Genomic DNA, 21,506 nt, shown 5'->3' with positions numbered 1-21,506 from the left:
AAGGGGGATTAAGTGAATTGCCCGGTGAGTGCTGTGCGCACTTCGACCACGGATGGATTGGTGGTCGCTTCCAGTACTTCGCGGAGAAATAACTCGGCATAGGCGGCTTGCTCGGTGTGGTGCCCCGCCAGCCGAGGATGCAGCCGATCTTTCAACCGCTGCGCCGTTTCGTAGTCGTTCACTCGCTCGCCAAGTACGTCGAGAAGCGCACCTTCAAGGCAAATTGGCGACCAGAGTATGAGGCGAAAGCCTTGCTTTCGCGCTTTGTCGTGCTGCTGTTGTGAGAGTGCTATATCTGAATCCAGGACAATGAAGCGTTGGTCAAAGTCCTGGTGTGCATATTTCCTGGCAGCGACGTCAATGATATTGCCCGGTGAGCCGCCGGATGCCGGTTTAATTGTGGGGCGAATACATTTCGAGGGTCTAAACTGCTGATACATGTGCTTGATAAAGGCTGCGTCGTCAGGGCCTTCCCCTACTATCAAGAGCGTGGTTTGTTTGGCTTGGCGCTGTCGGGCGGTATGCTTTCTAGCCATGATGCGTCACAGCTCCGGGGTGGCGCCAAGGGCCCCGGCCATGTATTTGGCATACAGATTATCGTCGGCACGCAGCCCTGTCATATCGTCCAACCGCCAGGCTTCGCTCTGTTGGTTATGCTTCTCGACCAGGTAGATCTGATGTTTTTGCAGCAGGTTGAGTACTTCTGGCGTGTGGCACGTAAAAATGATCTGTGCCTGGTGAGGGTTGGTGTGCTCGAACTCGAACCACTCCAGCAGGTGGGGCACCAAGTGTGGGTGCAGATCGTTGTCGATCTCATCGATCACGGCGATACCGCCTTGGTGCAAGGTTTTCAAGATAGGTTCGAGCAGTGCGAAGGCGGATTGGGTGCCGCTGGACTCCTCGACAAACGATAGCTCGAAGGTGCGGCCATCGTCGGCCGTGTGTATGCCGAAAGGCAGGTAGAAGTCTTCCTCCTGGCCGGTGTCATCGCGGGCGGTGAGTTTGCGAATGTCGACGCTTTTCAGCCCTAGATCAAAGGTGCTTAGTGCTTTGGACATGCGCTTTTGCAGTTCTGGCGCTTTTTGAAAGGCGGTCGCTGCTCGAACCAGTGCACCATGATGAAAGTGACGACGACCTGCGCTGGCGACGTTGGTTTCGATGCGTGAGAAAAAGTCGATAAAAGGCTTCGCCGCTTCGATATCGTAGCTGTGTGCCGCGCTGATCAATGAGGTATTACCGCGCAGCTTTTCTGCCTGTGCTTTGGGAAAGGGGAAACCCTTGTGCTTGAAGTGATAGCCCTGCTCACTCTTCTCGCGTTTAAAGAGGTAGCTGAACTGGCTGCTGGTTTTCTCATAAAGAGCTTCGAAGAGCACTTCTTTGGCCGTGAGTTCGAGCAGGTAACGGTAGTCGGTGTCGCCTACCATGAACTCGATCTCGAAGTGGCTGGGCAGTTCGTCATAGAGTAAATGGGCAACAAAGGGGATGTCTTGCTCGGGGTCGCTGCCCAAAAATGAGTTGGCGATGAACCAGCGCAGGAACGCCAGCGGTTTGAGAAACTGGGTTTTACCTGAGCCGTTGGCACCGATCACCGCAATGGCTTTGTTGTAGCGTTCGCCATTGATATCGATGTCGTAGCCCGTGGGCGTGGGCTTTTTGCCCAAGGCAAAGTCGATGACGGTATCATCGGCAAAGCTGTAGAAATTTCTGAAGCTCAGGTTTTTGATCATATTCTTCAATATTCAACAGAATTTTGTTGATTCTGCGCTTTTGGCATTGTGGTATCAAGGTGGAATCAACCGGTTTCTGGCCACATTGCTTCATTCAACTCGTCTAGCACGCTGTCCAACTGATCCCCCAGCACTTTATCCAGCTGCTTGGCGCCGCCTTGGAACGCGGGGAGTTGGTTGACGGTCTCCCGGTCGAGAATCACTTCTTTGGTGAGCTGCTTGGCCAGCTTTCCTAGCCACTTGCGTTGGTTGGGCGTCCAGTCGTGCTGGGTGTAGAGGCGATCCATGGCATCGGCGACGCGTTGTTCAAATGGTTTTAACGGCTCGCCGAGGGCGGCGCGACGGATATGGCCAATGATACTGGCGGCAATATCCTGATTGGTTTGGTTACGCACCGCGCTTTGCAGGTTGGCTTCCGAATAGCCGTGGTTATCCAGCAGTACTTTCACTTCTTTCAACTGTTGGCGGGTTAGGTTGCGAGGTTGGTTGACGACCACGGCCAGGGCAGCCGATTGGTTGAGCTGCTCTTTGATAAACGCATTGAAGCTATCCAGGTAGTCTTCCGGGCGTTTATGAACGCCGTAGCTCTGGCTACGCTCGCGAATCTCATCGTCGTGGTCGGAAAGCACCGGCATACGTTCGCTGCCCACCAGGTGCTTTACCTCGGCTAGCTGGTGTATCAGGCCGCTATGTTGGCGAAGAAATGCGGATGCCTGCCTTGGGCCCAGCTGGTGTAGATGTTCATGAAGCTTGCTGGGCTCCACGCCCCACAGGCTATGTAGATCATCGAGCTTCTGTTTCAGCGCGGGTTTATTTTCCGCTTTGGTCTCGGCTTTGCGCAGTACGCGCATGACTTTTTGACTGAGGTGGCTGAGCACGACATCGGCTTGGCTTTCGTCCTGCTGCTCGCCGGGGCTCTTCAGGGCGTTTTCCAGCCGGTGCTCATCGGTCAATTCATCTACCAGCTGCTCAAGGCTGATATTGGGGTCTCGTACCAGCGGCTTCATGGTGTTGACCTCCGCCAGAGCGGCGTAGATATCCACCGGGTCGTAGATGGTGAAGACGGTCTTGCCGATCTCGTCGCAGCGGCGGGTGGCGCGGCCAATCATCTGTTCAAAAAGAATCCGCGAGCGTACCTGACGCATAAATACCAAGTGGCAGATTTTCGGTACGTCGATACCGGTGGTGAGTAGATCCACGGTAATCGCGATATTGGGGTAGCGCTCGTTTTTATAGCGGCGGATGAGTTGGTCGACCTTGTCGCTTTTGCCGGTGATTTTAGCCACCGCTGCCTGGTGGTAGCTGCCGTTATAGAGTGCCTTGAAGGCATCATCCAGCAGCCGTTTGACCATATCGGCATGAAGGTCGGTAGCGCAGAAAATCAGCGTTTTTTCATCGCCAAACGGGTCGAGCTCTTCGGCCAGTTGCTCACAGATCACGCGGTTGAAGTTTTCGTTGATGACCTGACGATTGAAGGCGTCGACGTCAAAGCGCAGCTCGTCTTCAAGTTCAGTGGTATCGACTTCGCCGGTTTGAGTGTTGATGACCTCGATGGGCTTCCCTTTCTCAAACAGGATGCCCTCTTGGGTCAGTAGGGTTTCATAACGGATGGGCGGCTCGTGGTCGATCAGCCAGTCGTCCGCTACCGCTTCCCGGTAAGAGTAGGTGTACACCGGTTTGCCGAAAATCTCACTGGTGTGCTTGGCCGGGGTGGCAGTCAGCGCGATTTTGACCGCATCGAAGTAGTCGAGTACCCGGCGGTAGCTGGAGAGGTACTGGCTGGCATCGCGGGTGGCCAGCTCGCCTTCGGTCATCTCCTGGTCTAGCGTGTAGCCACGGTGGGCTTCGTCGATGATGATACAATCGAATTGATCAATCGGCGGCGGCGTATCGCTGGCAAAGATGCGTTTCACCATGGCCTGCACGGTGGCCACCTGTACACGGGTTTCCGCTTCAGCTGCCATATCGCCCAGCTCTGCCACATTGTAGATTTTGCTCAGGGTTTGGTTCTGCTCCAACGGCGCTTCGTTGAAGGCGTCGATGGCTTGGTCGCCAAGGGCGGTGCGGTCGACCAGAAATAGAATGCGGTGAAAGCGTTCGGTTTTTAAAAAACGGTACATCAGGCCGATGATCGTGCGGGTCTTGCCAGTGCCGGTAGCCATGGCTAGCAATACCGCGCGGTTGTCGTGGGCGAGGGCGTGCTCAGTAGCGAGTATCGCCTTTTGCTGATACTCCCTTAGCCGCAGGTAACCGAATGGCTCGTGTTTCAACAGCTTGTCGGCGTTTTCTCTATCGCGTTCCAGCAGGTTTAACAGGCCGCCGGGGGTATGAAATTGTGGAAGGGCGCGGCGGGTGTTGCTGGGCTCCCGCACATCGCGAAACCAGGTGCCCGACTGCTCGGCCAATTGCGGTAGGTAAGGGCGGCCATTGCAGGAGTACACAAAAGGTACTTTAAAGTGGCCCTCTTCATCGGCGGGCCAGGCAATGGTGCGTCCGGCAAGCTCCCAGGCACCGACCAGCGGTGGCTCAACCTTCAGGCCTTTGCTGTAGCGCTCGGATTGATCAATCTTGCCCGCGACATTGGTGTTCTCTTTTTTGGCTTCGACCACGGCAATCGGTGTTAAGCCGCAAAACAGCACGTAGTCTGCTCGTTCCTTTTGCCCATGGGTGTGATGCACTGGCTGAGTGGGCCATTCGGCAATAGCGCGGTAAGTGCCTTTCTCGGGGCGAGCGCCTTTTTGGTAGGTCATCTCTTGGCTGTCGGCTTCCCAGCCTGCTTCATTGAGCTGCTGGTCGATCAGTATGCGAGTTAGCTCTTCACTCAGTACTAATGTGTCGCTGGCGGCTTTGGCGTTACTGGCGACCTTTTGGCGCTGCTGATTCACGCTGCTTTCGCCTTGGGCGGTGAGCTGTTGTTGCAAGGCACGGATTTTGGCTTCGTACGCCTGTTGTTGCTGAATGAGTGCCTGTTCGTGGCTTTGCGCCTGTTTTGCCAGGGCGTTGGACTCTTCCTCCATGGCTAGGGCCAGCGCTTCATACTCCTGCTTTTCTTGCTCGACCAGTTGGCTAAGTTGCTGGCTACTGTCTAGTGCCTTGTTGGCGTGTTTAAGCTCGTGGCGGAGCTTTTCTATATCGGCTTGAAGTTGGCGCGACTGTGCGCTGGGGTCGGCGGGCGGTACAAACGGGCCAGGTTTGAAGTTGGTGCCTGCCTTGCCAAATGAGCGGTGGAACCAGATGGCCAGTTCGCGGGCCAGCTTCAGGCCATCCATGGCTTCTTTGTGGCGGGTGCGAAACCGGTGGGTGGCTTTATTACCCTCGATACGCAGGGTGTGAAATAGCTCTTTGACCTGGGGCTCAAGGCGTAGCTCGCGATTTAAACGGTAGAGCAGGTCGGCTTGGCTGGTTTGGTCGTCAAACGCTAGCCCGGACATTGCCGCCATATGCTGTGCGAGCGCTTCTCCCAATTGGCGCAACTTAATCAAGGTGGTGTTTGGGTCGCTGGCAAAGGCGCGTTCGGCAGAGGCCGCTAGTTCGACAAATAGCGCGTCATGCTCTGCTAAAAAGCCAAAGTTGCCGGGAGGATTGGGTGATGTCATTGTATTTGCTCTCCACTGCTTAGCACTTTGGCTTTGTCGCGGCTGCGTCATAAAATTCATACTAATCAAATAGCGAGCGCTTTGCTAAGTCTACTGTTAGGGCGTGCTTTCGCGGGCAGGGTGATCAGGCGCTCATTACCCAGACCGCCCAGGAACAGATAGCAGCATGGCAGGGGGAGGGCAACTTGCTGCTGGCCACCCACCAGGTGAATATCACTGCGCTGGTTGGCGGCGGTGTGGGCTCTGGCGAGATGATCGTGTTACGCCCAACGGTCGATTCGTTTCAGGTCGTGGGTCGGCTAAGCGTTAGTGGCCAATAATCGCTAACTGGCTAAAAGCCCCTTGTTCTCCTGCCAAACTTGACTCAACTGCTGGGTAATGAGTTCGATGGTACTGGCTTTCACCCCCAGGTCTTTTGCCACGCCAGGAAAAGTACTCACAACCTCAACGATCTCTTGAGCGTACGGCAGGGCCTGTTTCCAATCCGTGAAACCTGCCTGTGTTGCCAGCCGTTGCATCGCCTTGAGAGGCGGCTGTTTGCCAAATCCCATGTAGGCCGTCGCGTGCTCTGCAAAAGGGTGGGGGCTAAAGGTCACGTCATAGAACGGCGCTGGTCTCCATTGGCCTGTATCGTCCTGCAAAAATGCCCAGTTCTTACTGTGATCGTCCTGGTTGCAGGCAAACAGATTAAACAGCGCGCGTCGAAATTGCAGTTGGCCGACGGCGGGAGAGCGGCATAGCTGGCGGCTGGCTTTGATCAGGTCGGCGTAGTCCAGGCTAGGGGTTCGGAAATCGGCATCCAGCAGTCCACAGGCGCTGTGCATGTGGAGACGCCCGGCAGGGTGCGTCTGATGAACCCAGTCAAACCGTTTGATGGCAAGCCAGGCGCGCTCACCTTGACTCGTAGGCACGCGAAGCAGCTGCCATTCGGGCGGCTCAAGCCCTGCTGTGTTCGCTAGTTCCAGGTAGGCCGCTTCGCAGAGCCCTTCGTCGTGACCCAGTGGCAGGTGTTGAGAAGTGAACTTGACCAGCCAAGCGTCATCCCCTGGCTTGGCGTCGGTTCGGCACGTTGTTGGCTTGTCCGGTGGCATGAAAAGCTGCGCTTTGGGCCTGGCTCCGCCGGAACTACCCGCTGCGACGAGAGCACTCAGCACGTCTTCCGTTTGACCATCGAAAACGGCCTGAGCCGTTAAGCCAAGTGTCGGCAAGTCTTCGTGATCACCCTGTGTCGGTGCTGCCTCTGATATGGGCTCAAAGGCAAGAGCGCCCATCCCTCGATGGCCAACGAATGCCAGCCGATCCATCGCCGTCAGCTGTGTCGGGGCGATGCCCTGCTGTCGAAAGACACGGTCTTGCAACAGTAGTCCCCAGTTATCGGGTAAACAGTCGCCAAATACCCCATGTAGACCTTGGTGTGGTATTTGGGGGGCAGGTTGAAGAGTCAGGTCGCTGTTGAGCGTAAAGGGCGACAGGTTGCCATGCTGTTCCACGTAGCCTTCTGCGTATTGAAAGAAGACCCCTTGGCGGTTCTGCGCTAAAACGCCAGCCGCGACTCGCTCTCCCGTTGAGAGCGTGCGTGTCACGTTCAACCGCTGCGTTGGCTTAAAGGCCATCTTTGAGCACCTCTTCGATAGAGGAGGGTCGTTGAGCGGGGAGGGCATCGGGTTGGGTCAGCGCATAGAGCCGTGCCAGGTCATCCAGGCTTTGCCAGAGCAACAGCAGCTGGCGGAGTGAGATTTGCCCGGTGAGCTCGAATTTCTTGATGGTAGGAGCGGGCACACAGCTGCGCTGCGCCAGCGCCGCACGGGATAGCTTGGCCTGCTCGCGCAACCTGCGTAGGTGGGCAGCAAAGGCCTGCTGAACATCAGTATCGTCTAACAATAGAAAACGGGGCATAAGCTCACTTTCTTTATCTGGATACTCCTATATCCATTTTAGGCTATTTTAGCTATTTATGGACACGGTTATATCCATTTTATGGCTGCTGAATACACCTTCTTTCAGCGCTCTTCTCCATTGCCCCGCTCACAGCCCCAACAGCTCCTCAACCGGCAAATGGCTGGTCGCTTTCATTTCCCGCAGCGATAGGTTGGAGCGGATGCTCGATACCCCAGGCAGTTTGCGCAGCACCGTTTCGACGAAGTGGCTGTAGTCGTCCAGGTCTTTGGCGACTACCTGTAGCAGGAAGTCGGCTTCTCCGGTGGTGTTGTGGCAGCTCAGTACGCGGGAGATGGCCTGGATGATGCGCTCGAACTCTGCCGTGGCGGCTTCGCTGTGCTGGGTGCAGGTGATTTGCACGAAGGCCAGCACGCTGGCGCCGACTTTGCGGCGGTTGAGGATGGCCTGGTAGCCTTCGATCACTCCCAGCTCTTCCAGGCGTTTGTGGCGTCGCCAGCAGGTGGCTTCGCTCAGGTGCAGCTGCTCGGCCAGCCGTGCGTTGGCCACCCGCCCGTCTGCCTGCAGCAAGGTGGCTAATCGGGCATCCTTTTTATCAAGCTCGCTCATTTTGAAAGGCTCTTTCGGTTTATTCATATTGTTGAAAAGAGTGCTTCAAAAAGGCGCAGGATGTCCATCAGAGTGAAACGTAATTTCGGGCGTGGCTCGCTATAGTGCGTATACATCCAACGCACCGCCGACCGTTCAGGAGTGAGCCATGAAAGCCGTGGTATTCGAGCAGTTTTCTACCCCGCCCAGCATCCAGCAGGTGCCCGACCCAGCGCCAGCGCCTCACGGGGTCGTGGTCAAGGTGATGGCCAACGGCGTATGCCGCAGTGATTGGCATGGCTGGATGGGACACGACCCGGATATCCGGCTTCCCCATGTGCCGGGCCATGAGCTCTCCGGTGTAGTGGAAGCGGTGGGCAAGGACGTGGCGAAGTGGCGCGTTGGCGACCGAGTGACCGTGCCGTTCGTGGGCGGCTGCGGCACCTGCCCGGAGTGCCACACCGGCAATCATCAGGTGTGTGATGCTCAATTCCAGCCGGGGTTTACTCACTGGGGCTCGTTTGCCGAGTATGTGGGCATTCACTACGCCGATGTGAATCTGGTCGCACTGCCGGATACCCTGACGTTCGATACCGCCGCCAGCCTGGGCTGTCGGTTCGTGACCTCTTTTCGTGCGGTGGTAGACCAGGGCCGCGTGTCGGCGGGCCAGTGGGTGGCGGTGCACGGCTGCGGCGGCGTGGGGCTGTCGGCCATCATGATTGCCAGCGCAGCCGGTGCCAACGTGGTGGCGGTGGATATTTCCGAGCAGGCGCTGGCTTTGGCGCGCCAGCTGGGGGCGGTGACCACGGTAAATGCCAATCAGGTGGCCGATGTGGTGGAGGCGGTGGTCGAGATCACCCAAGGCGGCGCGCACGTTTCGCTGGACGCGCTGGGCCACCCCACCACCTGCTTCAACTCCATCAGCAATTTGCGCAAGCGCGGCAAGCATGTTCAGGTGGGTCTGATGCTGGCGGACCACAGCACGCCCGCCGTGCCGATGAGCAAGGTGATTGCCAATGAATTGGAAATTCTGGGCAGCCATGGCATGCAGGCGCATCGCTACGGTGCCATGCTGGCGATGATCCAGTCAGGCAAGCTGGCGCCTGAAAAATTGATTGGCCGCCGTATCACGCTGGAAGAGTCCGTGCAGGCGTTGGTCAACATGGACAAGTTCGAAGGCGCGGGAGTCACCGTGGTGACGAAATTCTGAACGGAGGTTTTGCCATAGCGATGGGGGCTAATGGATGATCAGTGGTCGAGCCTTACGTTACTTCGACACCGTGGCAAGATGTCGTTCGCTTCGACAGGCTGCGGCCCAGCTACACATTGCTCCCACGGCGATTAGCCGTCAGATTGATTTGCTGGAACATCAATTGGGCGCACCGCTCATCGAGCGTGGCCCTAACGGCATTAGCCTCACGGCAGCGGGAGAGCTATTGGCCGCCCAGGCGCAACGAACTATCCGTGACCTGGAGCGGGTGCAGGAGCATATCGCTGACCTCAAAGGTTTGCGTACGGGCCGAGTCAGCCTGCAAGTGGCCGAAGGCGTGGTAGCAGGCCTGCTCGCGCCTGCATTAGCCAAGATGGGGCAGCGCTATTCCCATTTGAGCTTTGATATTGATATTGCCAGCTCAAACCAGATGGTTGAAGCATTACGCCGTGGTGATGCGGACATTGGCCTATCCTTCTTCATGCCACGCCATGATGACATCGTGGCCTACGCCAGTGCAGAGCTGAACCACCATGCCGTCGTGGCGCCAGGCCATCCGCTGGCCACCGCTTCCGAGTTGTCGCTTCACACCTTGGCGAAGCACCGTCTGATCCTGCCGCATGAGTCCTATGGTGTTCGGCAAGCGCTGGAGCGTGCCGCTCACCGAGCCAATGTGGTGCTGGTGCCCACCTTCAAAACCGCGTCACTTGAAACCCAGAAAGCACTCGCGATCAAAGGTGCCGGCGTGCTGGTACTACCACCGATGGCAGTCGCTCGGGAATGTCAGTTGGGTGACCTGGTGAGTATCCCTATCTCATCTTCAGAGCTCGAAGCCGCACGCGTCGACCTCTGTGTCTATCGCCACCGCCAGCGCAGTTTTGCGACTGAGGCATGCTTGTCACTATTGGCGAATGCATTGCAGACAATATAGAGCCCGCTTCTGCAGGCTTTTGAGTGGGCGAAGTGCACACAAATTGTGGACACGCTGAGGTCAATATTGAAATAGCAGAAGGCACCGTGTGGGTTCATGCTGGGGTTATTGACCTTGATAACAACAGCACTAAGGTGATGGGATGCTTGAACTACACCAGCTAACGGCGACTCAACTGCTTGAGGGCTATCGAGCCCATACGTTCTCACCCAAAGACGTCGCCAGCGCGTTGGTCGCGCATATCGCTCAATGGGAGCCCTCCATCAACGCACTGTATGGCTATCAGCCTGAGGTGTTCATCAAGGCTGCCGAGGCATCTACCCAGCGTTGGGTAACGGGAAAACCCTGCGGAGCTTTGGATGGTGTTCCCGTCACGCTAAAAGAGCTGATTGCCACGGAAGGGATGCCGGTGCCGCTGGGCACGGGATTGGGCAAACAGCCCACGGCCAGTGCAGATGCGCCCCCGGCGGCCCGTCTCTCGGAAGACCGCGCACTGGTCCTGGCGAAAACCACCTGTCCTGATTTTGGCATGCTCTCCTCGGGGCTCTCTTCATTTCATGGTGTCACCCGCAATCCATGGAACTTGGCCTGTAATACCGGCGGGTCCAGTTCGGGGGCAGGTGCTGCCGCTGCCGCTGGCTTCGGGCCGCTACATGTGGGGACCGATATTGGCGGCTCAGTGCGTTTGCCAGCGGCCTGGTGTGGCATCGTTGGCTTCAAACCAACGTTGGGGCGCATACCTATCGACCCTTATTATGTAGGACGCTGTGCAGGGCCGATGACTCGGAGCGTCGAAGATGCCGCACTCATGATGAATACCCTTGCTCGCACGGATCGACGTGATGCCATGCGCTTACCCCCAGAACATATTGACTGGATGGATCTCGCGCTGGATGTCAAAGGCTTGCGAATAGGCGTGATGATGGAGGCGGGCTGTGGATTGCCTCTGGATGAAGAAATTCGCTACCACGTAGAGCAGGCCGCAAGGCTGTTGGAAGCAGCGGGTGCCACGTTGGTACCGATGGCCCCCGTGCTTAGCCGAGGAATGTTGGACGGGTTGGATCACTTCTGGCAGGCCCGCCAGTGGAGCGAGCTATCAAAGCTTGCTGCGGAAGAGCGCGAGCAGGTACTACCGGCCATTCTGGCCTGGGCAGATGGCGGTGCCCGCCTGAGCGGAGTAGAGGTAGTGCAAGGTTTTCAACAAACCATGGCGATGCGTCGTGCCACGGAGTCCGTCTTTGAGATGGTGGATGCAGTGATATCTCCCACGACACCGAATATTGCCTTCCCTGCTGAGTGGGCATCGCCTACCAATGATCCCCGTCAGCCATTTGAGCATATTGCCTATACCGTGCCGTGGAACATGGGAGAGCAGCCTGCCATCTCGCTCAATGCGGGCCTCAGTAAGCGCAATATGCCAATCGGGGTGCAATTGATTGGCCCGCGCTTTGCGGACCACTTTGTGCTCAAGTTGGCACGACAGTTGGAATCCCGTTTAGGACTGCCAATGTGCTTGCCGATGCCGGTGTGTGACAAAAGCGTACTGGAATGAGCAGGGTATTTACTGAGTAAGGGTAATAAATATCAAGAGGGGAACATACATGCGACGTTTATTGGTACTGCCGACTTCACGGGCAGGGTGGGGGCTGTTGATGGCGTTTGTGGCACTGGTCGTGGCAGGTACCTGGCCGGTGATTGCGCTCGTCAACCGAGCCACCCTGGTACTAGGTCTGCCATTGGTGGTGGTGTGGAGCTATCTAGTGATTTTTGCCTGCGTGGTGGTCATGTTGATCGGTAACCACATTGTAGAGAGAGATGACCATGAGTAGCGCTTGGCCATTACTGATTACCCTGACCTACGTTGCTGTTGCCATGGTCATCGGCCTCCGCGCCAGGGCTGGCCGCTCGATGAACAGTCTGGAAGAGTGGGGAGTCGCGGGGCGCAGTATGGGCCCTGTAACGCTTTATCTTCTGATAGCTGCAGGCAGTGTCAGTGCTTACACCTTTATGGGAGCCCCCGGCTGGGCATACTCCAAGGGGGTGGCGGTTTTTTATGTGGCGATCTATCTGGCGTACCTGGCCCTGGTTGCCTGGTATTTTGGCCCGAAGGTATGGCAATTTGGTGAGCAGTTTGGTCATGTCACTCAGGCAAGTGCCATCGCAGATCGTTATCAAAGCCCGACGCTGGGGGCCTTGGCTGCTTTGGTCATGGCCATAGGCTCGGTTGCTTATGCGGTACTGCAAACCATTGGCTCGGCGTATATCTTGTTTGTCATGAGTGGTGGAATGATTCCTGTATGGTTAGGAGTATTCCTGGTACTTGGCTGCATAGCGGTTTACCTCTACGCCAGTGGTCAGCGCGCGATTGGTCGCACGAATGCGTTTCAGGGCGTATTGATGCTGGTGGTTGCCTGGGCCGTTGGCCTGTGGGCCGTACATAGTGTCACTGGGGGGGGTGGGCTTTTCCCGTGTCTTCGAGCGTATCCAGGCGGAACATGGTGAGTTTCTCACGCTACCGGGTGCCGGGGGCGACATGAGCTACAGCTTCTGGACCACGTCCATTATCGTCTCCATGTTCTCGTTCATGCCCCCTGTCTGGACCCAGTGGATGAGTGCTTCATCGGCGCGTACTATCCGCCGTAGCGCGACGTGGTTACCTACCTACTACGTGGTGATTTTACCCATGGTAGTAGTGGGCTTCATCGGCATTTTCTCTCTCCCTGACTTGGCCCGAGCCGACACGGTTGCCCTTGAGTACGCGATGCAACACTTGCCGGTGGTGCTGGTAGGCTTGCTGGGGGCGGGGACTTTGGCGGCGTCGATGTCCTCCAGCGAGCCGTTTATTCATTCGATTTCGCTGTCGCTGAGTAAAGACGTTTTGCAGCCCGCACTGAAGCTTTCGAACGATGTGACTGCAAGGCTAGCGCGGTTACTGATTCTGCCGGTCATGTTTTTAGTGGTGGCACCGCTGGCGATTGCTGAGCCGGGCAGTTTGGTGATGATTCTACTGGTGGGCCTGGGATTTGCGTCACAGGTACTGCCTGCGTTCGTGGGGATGTTCTTCTGGCCGAGAGCCTCACGCCTGGGCGTGATGGCAGGCATCCTGGCAGGTTTCCTCGTCACTGTGGCCTTTACCACGTTGTGGCCACACCCGCTGGGTATTCACGCAGGATTCTGGGGGCTGATGATCAATCTACCGTTGTTTGTCGCGGTTTCCTTGATAACGCCTGCCACCGATGCCGGGGTGGTTGAGCGCTTCTTCCGCATTTCTGCCCCACGGGGCTTGAGCAAGATGGGGGTGCGCAGAGAGAGGGTCAAAACGCTTGGCTCTTGATCATGCTGCTGACCTGGCGGAGGCCCAAGAGTTTCCTGACGATCATCACATTATTGCAATGAACCAAGGCAAATTATTCGCTCCTCATCGCGTCGCTGAGGTTTTACGCTGGGCGTATTGATAAGGAGGACGTCATGTCATCAACCCATACCCCATCCGTTCGCCGCGTGGTCGCTCAGCACCCTGCCCATCGTGACGATATCGGTGACCTGGTCACCCGCCGGCCGCTGCCGGGGCCTGGCGTGGATCAGCTCGATCCGTTTCTGTTCCTGAATCACCACGGCCCGCAGGTGTATCCCGCCAATAATCGTGGGCTGCCGTTTGGGCCGCACCCCCACCGGGGGTTCGAGACGGTCACCTTCATTCTGGAGGGCTCGCTGGCCCACGCCGACAGCGCCAGGCACCAGAGCGTGATCCATGCAGGCGGCGTGCAGTGGATGACCGCGGGCAGCGGCATCGTGCATGCAGAAATCTCGCCCCCTGAGTTCCTGCGCGAAGGTGGGCCGCTGGAAATCCTCCAGCTGTGGGTCAATCTGCCGTCGCGGCTGAAGATGAGCGAGCCGCGCTACGTGGGCTTGCAGCAGGAAGGCATTCCCGCCGTTCCCCTGGCGGGTGGCGGCACGCTCAACCTGATTGCCGGGGAGTGGCAAGGGCAGTCAGGCCCGATCGAGTCGCTGACCGGCGTGTTCATGTCCACACTCGCGCTGCCTGCGGGTGCCAATGAGCAGCTTCCCGTGGCCCCTGGGCGGCAGGTGTTTCTGTACGTGGTGAGTGGTGACGTGACGGTGGGCGGCGAGCCTGCTAAAGCGCGTCATTTGATCGAACTCGACCGTGACGGCGAGAGCCTTGCCATCGAGGCAGCCAGCGATGCGCGCCTGCTGTTTGGCCATGGCGATGTCATCGATGAGCCGGTCTACTCCCACGGCCCCTTCGTGATGACCACCCGCGACGAGATCGTGCAGGCGGTAGAGGATTACCAGAACGGCAAGTTTGGCGGGCTGACGCTGTAACCGCCGCGCTAAACCGGCTCGCCGCGATAGTAGTGCCATAAAAACAGCGACCCCACGCTGCGCCAGGGGGCCCAGGGTTCCACCAACTGGCGGGCCTGCTTCGGCGTGGGTTTGTCCTCCATGCCCTTCAGGCGGCCCAGCGCCACTCTTAACGCAAGGTCGTCGGCGGGGAAGATATCGGGGCGCTTGAGCGAGAACATCAGGTAGATCTCGGCGCTCCAGCGGCCAAACCCACGCAGCTGGGTAATCGCGGCAATCGCCTCGTCATCGCTGAGGTGCGCCAACCCATCGGCGCTAAAGGTGCCCGCCAGCTCCGCCTCTGCCAGCCCTTTGGCATACTCGATCTTGCGCCACGACAAGCCTGCATCCCGCAGCGCCTGGCCTTCCACCTCCATCACCGCTTTGGCGTGCAGCTCCGGCAGCAGCGTATTCACTCGGCCCATGATGGCCCGTGCGGCCTCGGTGGAGATCTGCTGGCTGACGATGGTCGAGAAGAAGGTGGCAAACCCGGGGTCGCGCTGGCGCGGGCTGGGCGCACCCACCAAGGGGTAGGCACGCGCAATGTCGGGGTCGGCGTGGGCCAATGCCTGCATGGCGTGCTCGATCATATCAACGGGCGTTTGATCAGACGGCATGATATCTCCTGAGATAAATGGGTATTAAACTGCTCATTTATGATAATTTGATTCAAATTTGAGTATTAAAGTGCACATTATGCTGCTTCGAACTACACTTTTGAGCATTAAACTACTCATCAAATGACGCGTTAAAGGTGAGCCGTGTTGCTAACCGTTCAAGCCTTCCATCAAGGGCAGTGGCACGATGCTGCCGAGCTAGTGTTCGAGTATCCAGAGCGGGGCCGTCGAGGGCCTGCGCGTTTGGGCTACCTTACCGATTATGCCCTTGAGTGGCTGGATCACGACGATGAGCACGCATGTAGCCTTCGTTTGCCTATCGAGTTGATGAATACCCATCAATCGCCACGCTGGTTCACTTTTTTAGACGATATCATGCCCTCTGGGGCCAGCCGCCGTTACTGGGTCACGCAGTTGGGTATATCGGCACTTAGTGAGGCGGAGCAGGATGCCGCGCTACTGGCCAAGGGAACGATTGCGCCAGTGGGCAATTTACGTATCAAAGAGGCCCTTCCTGAACGCCCAGCAGGCAGCACGCTGGAGCTGCAGCGCTGGGGGTTGGTATGAAGCGTAAAGAGCTCACCAGCATCGAGCGGGAGGCGCTGCTGACGACATTAGCGGCCCAACTGGTGCGCGAAGAAATCAGCTCTGGGCAGGTGCTGCGTCAGCTCCGCCGTGAGGTACTGGGCATGTCGCAGACCCAATACGCCGACCTGGTGGGCATCAGCCGTCGTTCGCTGTCAGACCTGGAAGCCGATAAGGCAAGCCCTACCGTGGCGCTGCTCAATCAGGTCTTCCGGCCGCTGGGTCTGCAGGTAGGCTTGCTGCCGCGCAACCGCGAGCTGCGCGAGCGCTTATTGTCAGCCAATGCCACGAGGGAGTAATCCTCTTGGTTATCGTTGGATGATTGAGTTCGCACGCTAACTTTTTTCATGCCTTGTATTTCTACTTTCGTCTAATCCTGCCATCATTTGCGGTTATCCAGGATCGTTTCAGTGAACAGGCGCGTTATCCCGCGCCTGGGGAGTGAGGTATGCAAGCATCATCAACGGGGCTGGCGCGGCATCCGCGGTGGGCGGAGTTCGTGCTGGCGCTGGGCGGGTTCGGCATCGGCACCAGCGAGTTCGTCATCATGGGGTTGATGAACCGCGTGGCGGAAGACCTGGCCGTGAGCGTGCCGCAGGTAGGCTATTCCATCAGCAGCTATGCCCTGGGGGTCGTGGTGGGGGCGCCGCTGATTTCGGCGCTGGCCGCGCGGGTGCCCAAGCGAGCGCTGCTGATTGCGCTGATGCTGGTGTTTGCTGTGGGTAACATTGCCAGCGCCATGGCGCCGGGGTTCTGGTCGTTCGTGGGGCTACGCTTTCTGGCCGGGCTGCCCCACGGGGCCTACTTTGGCGTGGCGGCGCTGGTGGCGGCTGGCGCCGTGCCGGTCGATCAACGGGCGCGGGCCATTGCTCGGGTGATGATGGGGCTGACGGTGGCCATTCTGATCGGGGCGCCGCTGGGCACCTGGGCAGGCAACCTGTTTGGTTGGCAAATTGCCTTTGCCGGGGTGGGCGTGATCGCTCTGCTGACGGCGCTGTTGATTCGCCTCTGTGTGCCCGTGCAGCCCTTCGATGCCCAGGCCAGCCCGCTGCGTGAGCTTTCCGCGCTGGTCAAACAGCGTGTGCTGGTGACCATTGCCATTGCCTGCATCGGCTGTGGCGGTATGTTCTCGATTTTCAGCTACGTCATGCCCACCTTGACCCAGCAGGCGGGCATGCGTGAAGCCCTGGGCCCCTTGGTGCTGGTCATCTTTGGACTCGGCTCCATCGTGGGCAACCTGATCGGTGGGCGCATGGCCGATAAAAACCTGATGCGGGCAATTCCCGCCATCCTGGTGTGGTGCGCGGTGGTTCAGGGGCTGTTCTACTTTGCCGCCAATCAGGTGTGGAGCGGGCTGCTGTTCGTTGGCCTGGTCGGCACCAGCATGGCCCTGGCGCCTTCGCTGCAAACACGCTTGATGGACGTGGCGGAAGATGCCCAGACCATGGCGGCTTCCATGAATCATGCGGCGTTCAACGGGGCCAATGCGCTGGGGGCGTGGCTGGCGGGGCTGGTGATCAGTGCCGGGTTCAGCTGGTCGAGCACCGGGCTGGTGGGAACGGGGCTGGCGCTGTGCGGGTTGGTCATTTTTGCCTGGGGGCGCTGGCTTGAAAAGCGCGCTGAAGCCCCTGGCCAAACCGTGGCGCAAGGCTATAAATAAGCGTTTTCTCAAGCAAGACAAGGGGCATTAAAAGTGGCAAAAAAGCTGGAGTGTTCCTAGGGTGTAAGATGCAACCCATAAGGAGGTGACCCATGCAAAGCCCATCATTGAACGTCTCGCGTAGCTTGACCCTGAGTGCCATCGCGGCGCTGACCCTGGCCCTGGCGGGCTGTGGCGCAACCACTGGAGAGCGCGCCACCAGCGGCGCAGGCGTAGGTGCCGCCGTCGGTGCTGGCGCAGCAGCGGCCACTGGCGGAAGTATTGGCCGTGGCGCGGTGATTGGTGCAGGCGCAGGTGCTGCGACCGGTGCCCTGACCGATGAAGAGGACATCAGCCTCGACTGACGTTGGCACAGGCCACTAGCGGCACAGCCTGAAACCGCGCATGCCCAGATGGAAATGATCGGCATGCGCGGCATTGTAATCCGGCCCCAGCACGTTGCCGAAGGTATCGCAGGCGCCATCCCGCGCTGCCCGCAAGAACTCTCCCACTTCTCCCTCGTCATCCCAGTCGCGAATCAGCGTAATCTGACGACCATTCTCGAAGCGAAAGCCCACCACATCCAGGGCTTCAGCCGTGGCGTGCTCGCTGCGTCGACCGCTTTCGCGTCCGTAGACATTCCGGCAGGCAAAGCTGCCCACATGGTCCACCTGGGCGACCGGGCTGCCCATGATGGCTTCGGCAGCCGGTTGCAGGGCATGGCGTTCGTACATCACCCAGGCCAGTGCCAAGGGGCAGGTGGCCACGAAGCTTTGGCTGAAGCGCACGCTGCTGGATTGCATGCGCACCACGTTAGTCAGCGGGCAGCTGGCGGTGGGGGAGTAGTCGGCCAGCGGCGTATAGCTCAGCCCGCCCTCGGGGACGGTGTCCAGGGCGGCCAGGCAGGCCTCGCGGTCGTCGTCGAGGCGCTTGAGCTTGAGTTGGGTGACGGGCGTGACCGGGTCGTCCACGTGCAGCGGTGCCCAGGGCGCCCAGTGGCGCGGGATGACGATGATGTCCTTGTAGATGGCAACGCCGACCCCGACCAGCAGGAGCAGGAAGAAGAGAGTGCGCATGGTGACCTCCGTGTGGTGTTCTTGAACCCCTACAGTCCCTGCCAGGGGTATGCGATACTGCGCGCTATTGGCGTGGGCCGTCACCCGCGCCCATTTCTGATCAACAAGGGAAGCGCTGCATGTCCCAGGGTACGCTTTATATCGTTTCTGCCCCCTCTGGGGCGGGTAAAACCAGCCTGGTTCGCGAGCTGATAGAGAGCCTGGATGGCATTCAGGTATCGGTGTCTCATACCACCCGTGCCAAGCGCGAAGGCGAAGTGAACGGCGTGAACTACCACTTCACGCAGATTCCCGAGTTCGAAGCCATGATTGCCCGCGGCGATTTCTTTGAGTATGCCAAAGTCTTCGACAATTACTACGGTACGTCACGTCAGGCCGTGCAAACGCTGCTGGATGCCGGGCAAGACGTGATTCTGGAAATCGACTGGCAGGGCGCGCGCCAGGTCCGCGAACAGATGCCTGCCGCCGTGTCGATCTTCATCCTGCCGCCGTCGCGCAGTGAGCTGGAGCGCCGCCTGTCGAGCCGTGGCACCGATGAGCACGCGGTGATTGCTCGGCGCATGCGCGATGCCGTCAGCGAGATGTCCCATTACGATGAATACGACTACCTGGTGATCAATGATGACTTCACCACGGCACTGCAGGAACTGCAGTCGCTGGTGATCAGCCACCGCCTGACCCTGGCCACCATGCAGCAGCGTCATGCGCCCCTGCTGTCTGCGCTCTTGTCACAGGCGCCTGGCGTCGAGTAATCTATCGGGTCGTATGACTACTTTTTTCGCTGGGTCGGCGGCGTTTTCAGCCCTGCCGGCCCGGCGTCGTTATTACAGGATGGCCCCATGGCTCGCGTAACCGTCGAAGATTGTCTTGAAAACGTAGAAAACCGCTTCAAACTGGTGATGATTTCTACCCAGCGTGCCCGTCAGCTGGCGCGTGGCTCCCGTGATGCCCAACTGCCCTGGGAAAACGACAAGCCCACCGTCATGGCGCTGCGTGAAATCGCTGCAGGCCTGGTCGACCATACGGTTCTGGATGAGCCGGTCGAAGCGCCGGTGCGGGCGCGTCCTGCCATGACGCCCAGCGCTCAAATCGACGACTAAGCTAGCACCGATCAGGGGCGCGGTACATGTTCACCATTGATGACCTGGCCGACCGACTCGGCGGCTACTTACCCCCGGACGAGATCCAGCAGGTCAAGCGCGCCTTCTATTACGCCGAGCAGGCCCACGACGGCCAGCGCCGTCGCTCGGGCGAGCCCTACGTGACCCACCCGCTAGCGGTGGCCAACATTCTCGCCAACATGCACATGGACCATCAGAGCCTGATGGCCGCCATGCTGCACGATGTCATCGAAGACACCGGTGTTTCCAAGAAAGCCCTGGCGGCCCAGTTTGGCAAGCCGGTGGCCGAGCTGGTGGATGGCGTCTCCAAGCTGACGCAGATCACCTTCGAAGACAAGGCCGTTGCCCAGGCGGAGAATTTCCAGAAGATGGTGCTGGCGATGTCGCGGGACATCCGCGTCATCATCGTCAAGCTGGCCGACCGGCTGCACAACATGCGCACTCTGGGGGCTCTAAGGCCCGACAAGAAGCGCCGCATTGCCCGGGAAACCCTGGAAATCTACGCCCGTATTGCAGGGCGACTGGGGATCAACACCATTCGTGTGGAGCTGGAAGACCTCTCGTTCCAGGCGATTCACCCCATGCGGGCCGAGCGCATCAAGCGTGCGGTGGCCAGCGCCAGAGGCAACCGCCGCAGCGCCATGCGTGAAATCCAGGCCTCGCTACAGCAGAGCCTGGACGACGAAGCGCTGCAGGGCACGGTGATTGGCCGCCAGAAGCATCTGCTGTCGATCTACAAGAAGATGCGCGACCAGCGCAAGCCGTTTGCCGAAATCATGGACGTCTTCGGGTTCCGTATCATTACCGAAGACGTGGCCAGCTGTTACCGGATTCTGGGCGTGGTGCACAACCTCTACAAGCCGGTACCGGGGCGCTTCAAGGACTACATCGCGATTCCCAAGGCCAACGGCTACCAAAGCCTGCACACGACGCTGTTCGGCCAGCGTGGCATGCCCATCGAAGTGCAGATCCGCACCCGCGAAATGGAAGCCATGGCCAACAACGGCATTGCCGCCCACTGGCTGTACAAGGCTGGCCAGACCGCGCATCCGATTGCCGAAGGCAGCCACGCCCGCGCCCGCGCCTGGGTGAAGGGGCTGCTGGAGATGCAGCGCCACGCGGGGGACTCGCTGGAGTTCATCGAGCACGTCAAGAACGACCTGTTCCCGGATGATATCTACGTGTTCACGCCCAAGGGCGACATCATGGAGCTTCCCCAGGGGGCCACGGTGATCGATTTTGCCTATAGCGTGCACACCGATATCGGCAACAACTGCATTGCCTGCCGAATCGACCGCCACCTGGCGCCGCTCTCGACACGGCTGGAAAGCGGTCAGACGCTGGAAATCATCACCGCGCCCGGCGCGCGCCCCAACCTGGCCTGGCTGAATTTCGTTACCACCGCCAAGGCGCGCTCGGCCATCCGTCACGCGCTCAAGCACCAGCAGCAGGCAGAAGCCATCATGCTGGGGCGCCGTTTGCTCAACAAGGCGCTGGCCCCCTTCGAGACCAGCCTGGAAGAGCTGGACGAGAGCGTGTTCGAACAGGCGCTGAAAGAGCTGGACGCCAGCTCCATGGATGCGCTGCTGGAGTCGATGGGGCTGGGCAATCGCATGGCTCACGTGGTGGCTCGGCGGCTGGTGGACGTGGCCCACGGCGAGAGCTTCGACAAGACGCTGGCCGACAACAGCGACAAGGCGGTGGTCATCAGCGGCAGCGAAGGCATGGTGATCAACTTTGCGCGCTGCTGCCACCCGCTACCGGGCGACCCGGTGGTGGGGCACCTCTCTGTCGGCAAGGGGTTGGTGGTGCACCGCAGTGAGTGCAAGAACCTCTCCGAGCGCAAGAACGACCCGGAAAAGCTGTTTGCCCTGGAGTGGTCGGAAAATATCGACGAAGACTTCCCGGTGGCCCTGCGCATCGAGATCGAAAGCCGCCGTGGCCTGGTCGCCGAGCTGGCCGGGCTGGTGACCGATGCAGACGCCAACATCGAGCGGATCGGCATCGAAGAGCGTGACGCACGGCTCTCGACGGTCAACCTGACCCTGTCGGTGAAAGGGCGAGTCCATCTGGCGCGGATCATCAAGCGGATCCGCAACCTGCCCAACGTCGGCAAGATTACCCGTACGGCCAATTAAAACGACCTGGTACCCGCCGC

The 21,506-nt window shown here is 59.0% G+C and carries 20 protein-coding genes and 1 pseudogene; 13 read left to right on the top strand and 8 right to left on the bottom strand.

The genetic code is table 11. From position 1 onward, the window contains the following. Nucleotides 1-8: 8 nt before the first annotated feature. The 6 genes from LG409_RS18310 to LG409_RS18285 form a co-directional block, all read right to left on the bottom strand. Nucleotides 9-536 carry a hypothetical protein gene (locus tag LG409_RS18310; RefSeq protein WP_227407362.1) on the bottom strand — a complete coding sequence of 176 codons (528 nt, stop codon included), beginning with the start codon at nt 534-536 and terminating at the stop codon, nt 9-11. Nucleotides 537-542: 6 nt separating this feature from the next. After that, the gene (locus tag LG409_RS18305) at nt 543-1,727 is read right to left on the bottom strand and encodes an AAA family ATPase (RefSeq protein WP_227407361.1); all 1,185 of its coding nucleotides are present in this window, start codon (nt 1,725-1,727) and stop codon (nt 543-545) included. Nucleotides 1,728-1,792: 65 nt separating this feature from the next. Further along, a complete protein-coding gene (gene hsdR / locus LG409_RS18300) occupies nt 1,793-5,323 on the bottom strand; it encodes a type I restriction-modification system endonuclease (protein ID WP_227407360.1) in 3,531 nt (1,176 codons plus the stop codon). 323 nt (nt 5,324-5,646) lie between these two features. Continuing rightward, complete coding sequence (locus tag LG409_RS18295) at nt 5,647-6,936, bottom strand: type II toxin-antitoxin system HipA family toxin (RefSeq protein ID WP_227407359.1); 1,290 nt, start codon at nt 6,934-6,936, stop codon at nt 5,647-5,649. Next, a complete protein-coding gene (locus LG409_RS18290) occupies nt 6,926-7,219 on the bottom strand; it encodes a helix-turn-helix domain-containing protein (RefSeq protein ID WP_227407358.1) in 294 nt (97 codons plus the stop codon). Before LG409_RS18290 ends, LG409_RS18295 begins: the two co-directional genes overlap by 11 nt. 129 nt (nt 7,220-7,348) lie before the next feature. Then, on the bottom strand, nt 7,349-7,828 hold the full coding sequence (locus LG409_RS18285) for an Lrp/AsnC family transcriptional regulator (protein WP_227407357.1): 480 nt from the start codon (nt 7,826-7,828) through the stop codon (nt 7,349-7,351). Nucleotides 7,829-7,976: 148 nt separating this feature from the next. Here LG409_RS18285 and LG409_RS18280 point away from each other — a divergent pair, with 148 nt between their 5' ends. The 6 genes and pseudogenes from LG409_RS18280 to LG409_RS18255 all read left to right on the top strand — a co-directional run bounded on the left by LG409_RS18280 (nt 7,977) and on the right by LG409_RS18255 (nt 14,292). Beyond that, nucleotides 7,977-9,017, top strand: coding sequence for a zinc-dependent alcohol dehydrogenase family protein (locus LG409_RS18280; protein WP_227407356.1), 1,041 nt, complete (start codon nt 7,977-7,979; stop codon nt 9,015-9,017). A 34-nt stretch (nt 9,018-9,051) separates the two neighbouring features. Continuing rightward, a complete protein-coding gene (locus tag LG409_RS18275; protein ID WP_227407355.1) occupies nt 9,052-9,948 on the top strand; it encodes a LysR family transcriptional regulator in 897 nt (298 codons plus the stop codon). Nucleotides 9,949-10,090: 142 nt separating this feature from the next. Continuing rightward, the gene (locus LG409_RS18270) at nt 10,091-11,500 is read left to right on the top strand and encodes an amidase (RefSeq protein ID WP_227407354.1); all 1,410 of its coding nucleotides are present in this window, start codon (nt 10,091-10,093) and stop codon (nt 11,498-11,500) included. 49 nt (nt 11,501-11,549) lie between these two features. Beyond that, on the top strand, nt 11,550-11,777 hold the full coding sequence (locus LG409_RS18265) for a hypothetical protein (RefSeq protein ID WP_227407353.1): 228 nt from the start codon (nt 11,550-11,552) through the stop codon (nt 11,775-11,777). After that, nucleotides 11,770-13,282: pseudogene (locus tag LG409_RS18260) on the top strand (sodium:solute symporter family protein). The gene LG409_RS18265 and the pseudogene LG409_RS18260 overlap by 8 nt, the downstream one beginning before the upstream one ends. Before the next feature lie 134 nt (nt 13,283-13,416). After that, nucleotides 13,417-14,292, top strand: coding sequence for a pirin family protein (locus tag LG409_RS18255; RefSeq protein ID WP_227407352.1), 876 nt, complete (start codon nt 13,417-13,419; stop codon nt 14,290-14,292). A gap of 8 nt (nt 14,293-14,300) precedes the next feature. On the opposite strand, the gene LG409_RS18250 is transcribed toward LG409_RS18255, so the two are convergent. Further along, on the bottom strand, nt 14,301-14,927 hold the full coding sequence (locus LG409_RS18250; protein ID WP_096921773.1) for a DNA-3-methyladenine glycosylase family protein: 627 nt from the start codon (nt 14,925-14,927) through the stop codon (nt 14,301-14,303). Between the two features lie 144 nt (nt 14,928-15,071). Between LG409_RS18250 and LG409_RS18245 the strand changes: the two genes are divergently transcribed. The 4 genes from LG409_RS18245 to LG409_RS18230 all read left to right on the top strand — a co-directional run bounded on the left by LG409_RS18245 (nt 15,072) and on the right by LG409_RS18230 (nt 17,516). Then, nucleotides 15,072-15,494 carry a HipA N-terminal domain-containing protein gene (locus LG409_RS18245; RefSeq protein WP_227407351.1) on the top strand — a complete coding sequence of 141 codons (423 nt, stop codon included), beginning with the start codon at nt 15,072-15,074 and terminating at the stop codon, nt 15,492-15,494. Continuing rightward, nucleotides 15,491-15,811, top strand: coding sequence for a helix-turn-helix transcriptional regulator (locus LG409_RS18240; protein ID WP_227407350.1), 321 nt, complete (start codon nt 15,491-15,493; stop codon nt 15,809-15,811). The genes LG409_RS18245 and LG409_RS18240 overlap by 4 nt, the downstream gene beginning before the upstream one ends. Before the next feature lie 149 nt (nt 15,812-15,960). Then, nucleotides 15,961-17,172: an MFS transporter gene (locus tag LG409_RS18235; protein WP_039178944.1), complete on the top strand. Its 1,212-nt coding sequence runs from the start codon at nt 15,961-15,963 to the stop codon at nt 17,170-17,172. 92 nt (nt 17,173-17,264) lie between these two features. After that, nucleotides 17,265-17,516 (top strand): hypothetical protein, encoded by a 252-nt coding sequence (locus LG409_RS18230; RefSeq protein ID WP_039178940.1) that lies wholly within the window; start codon nt 17,265-17,267, stop codon nt 17,514-17,516. 15 nt (nt 17,517-17,531) lie between these two features. Here LG409_RS18230 and LG409_RS18225 read toward each other — a convergent pair whose 3' ends face one another. Next, nucleotides 17,532-18,227: an extensin-like domain-containing protein gene (locus LG409_RS18225; protein ID WP_096921774.1), complete on the bottom strand. Its 696-nt coding sequence runs from the start codon at nt 18,225-18,227 to the stop codon at nt 17,532-17,534. A 119-nt stretch (nt 18,228-18,346) separates the two neighbouring features. Between LG409_RS18225 and gmk the strand changes: the two genes are divergently transcribed. From gmk to LG409_RS18210, 3 genes are all read left to right on the top strand, one after another. Continuing rightward, nucleotides 18,347-18,979: a guanylate kinase gene (gene gmk, locus LG409_RS18220; protein ID WP_096921775.1), complete on the top strand. Its 633-nt coding sequence runs from the start codon at nt 18,347-18,349 to the stop codon at nt 18,977-18,979. 87 nt (nt 18,980-19,066) lie between these two features. Further along, nucleotides 19,067-19,327, top strand: coding sequence for a DNA-directed RNA polymerase subunit omega (gene rpoZ, locus LG409_RS18215; protein WP_016915502.1), 261 nt, complete (start codon nt 19,067-19,069; stop codon nt 19,325-19,327). A 26-nt stretch (nt 19,328-19,353) separates the two neighbouring features. Further along, on the top strand, nt 19,354-21,486 hold the full coding sequence (locus tag LG409_RS18210; RefSeq protein WP_039178929.1) for a RelA/SpoT family protein: 2,133 nt from the start codon (nt 19,354-19,356) through the stop codon (nt 21,484-21,486). The last annotated feature ends 20 nt before the right edge of the window (nt 21,487-21,506 follow it).

This window comes from Halomonas sp. NyZ770 (assembly GCF_020616575.1).
Lineage (GTDB): Bacteria > Pseudomonadota > Gammaproteobacteria > Pseudomonadales > Halomonadaceae > Vreelandella > Vreelandella hamiltonii.
The sequence above is the reverse complement of the archived record's forward strand: the minus strand, read 5'-3'. Positions and strand labels throughout refer to the sequence as shown.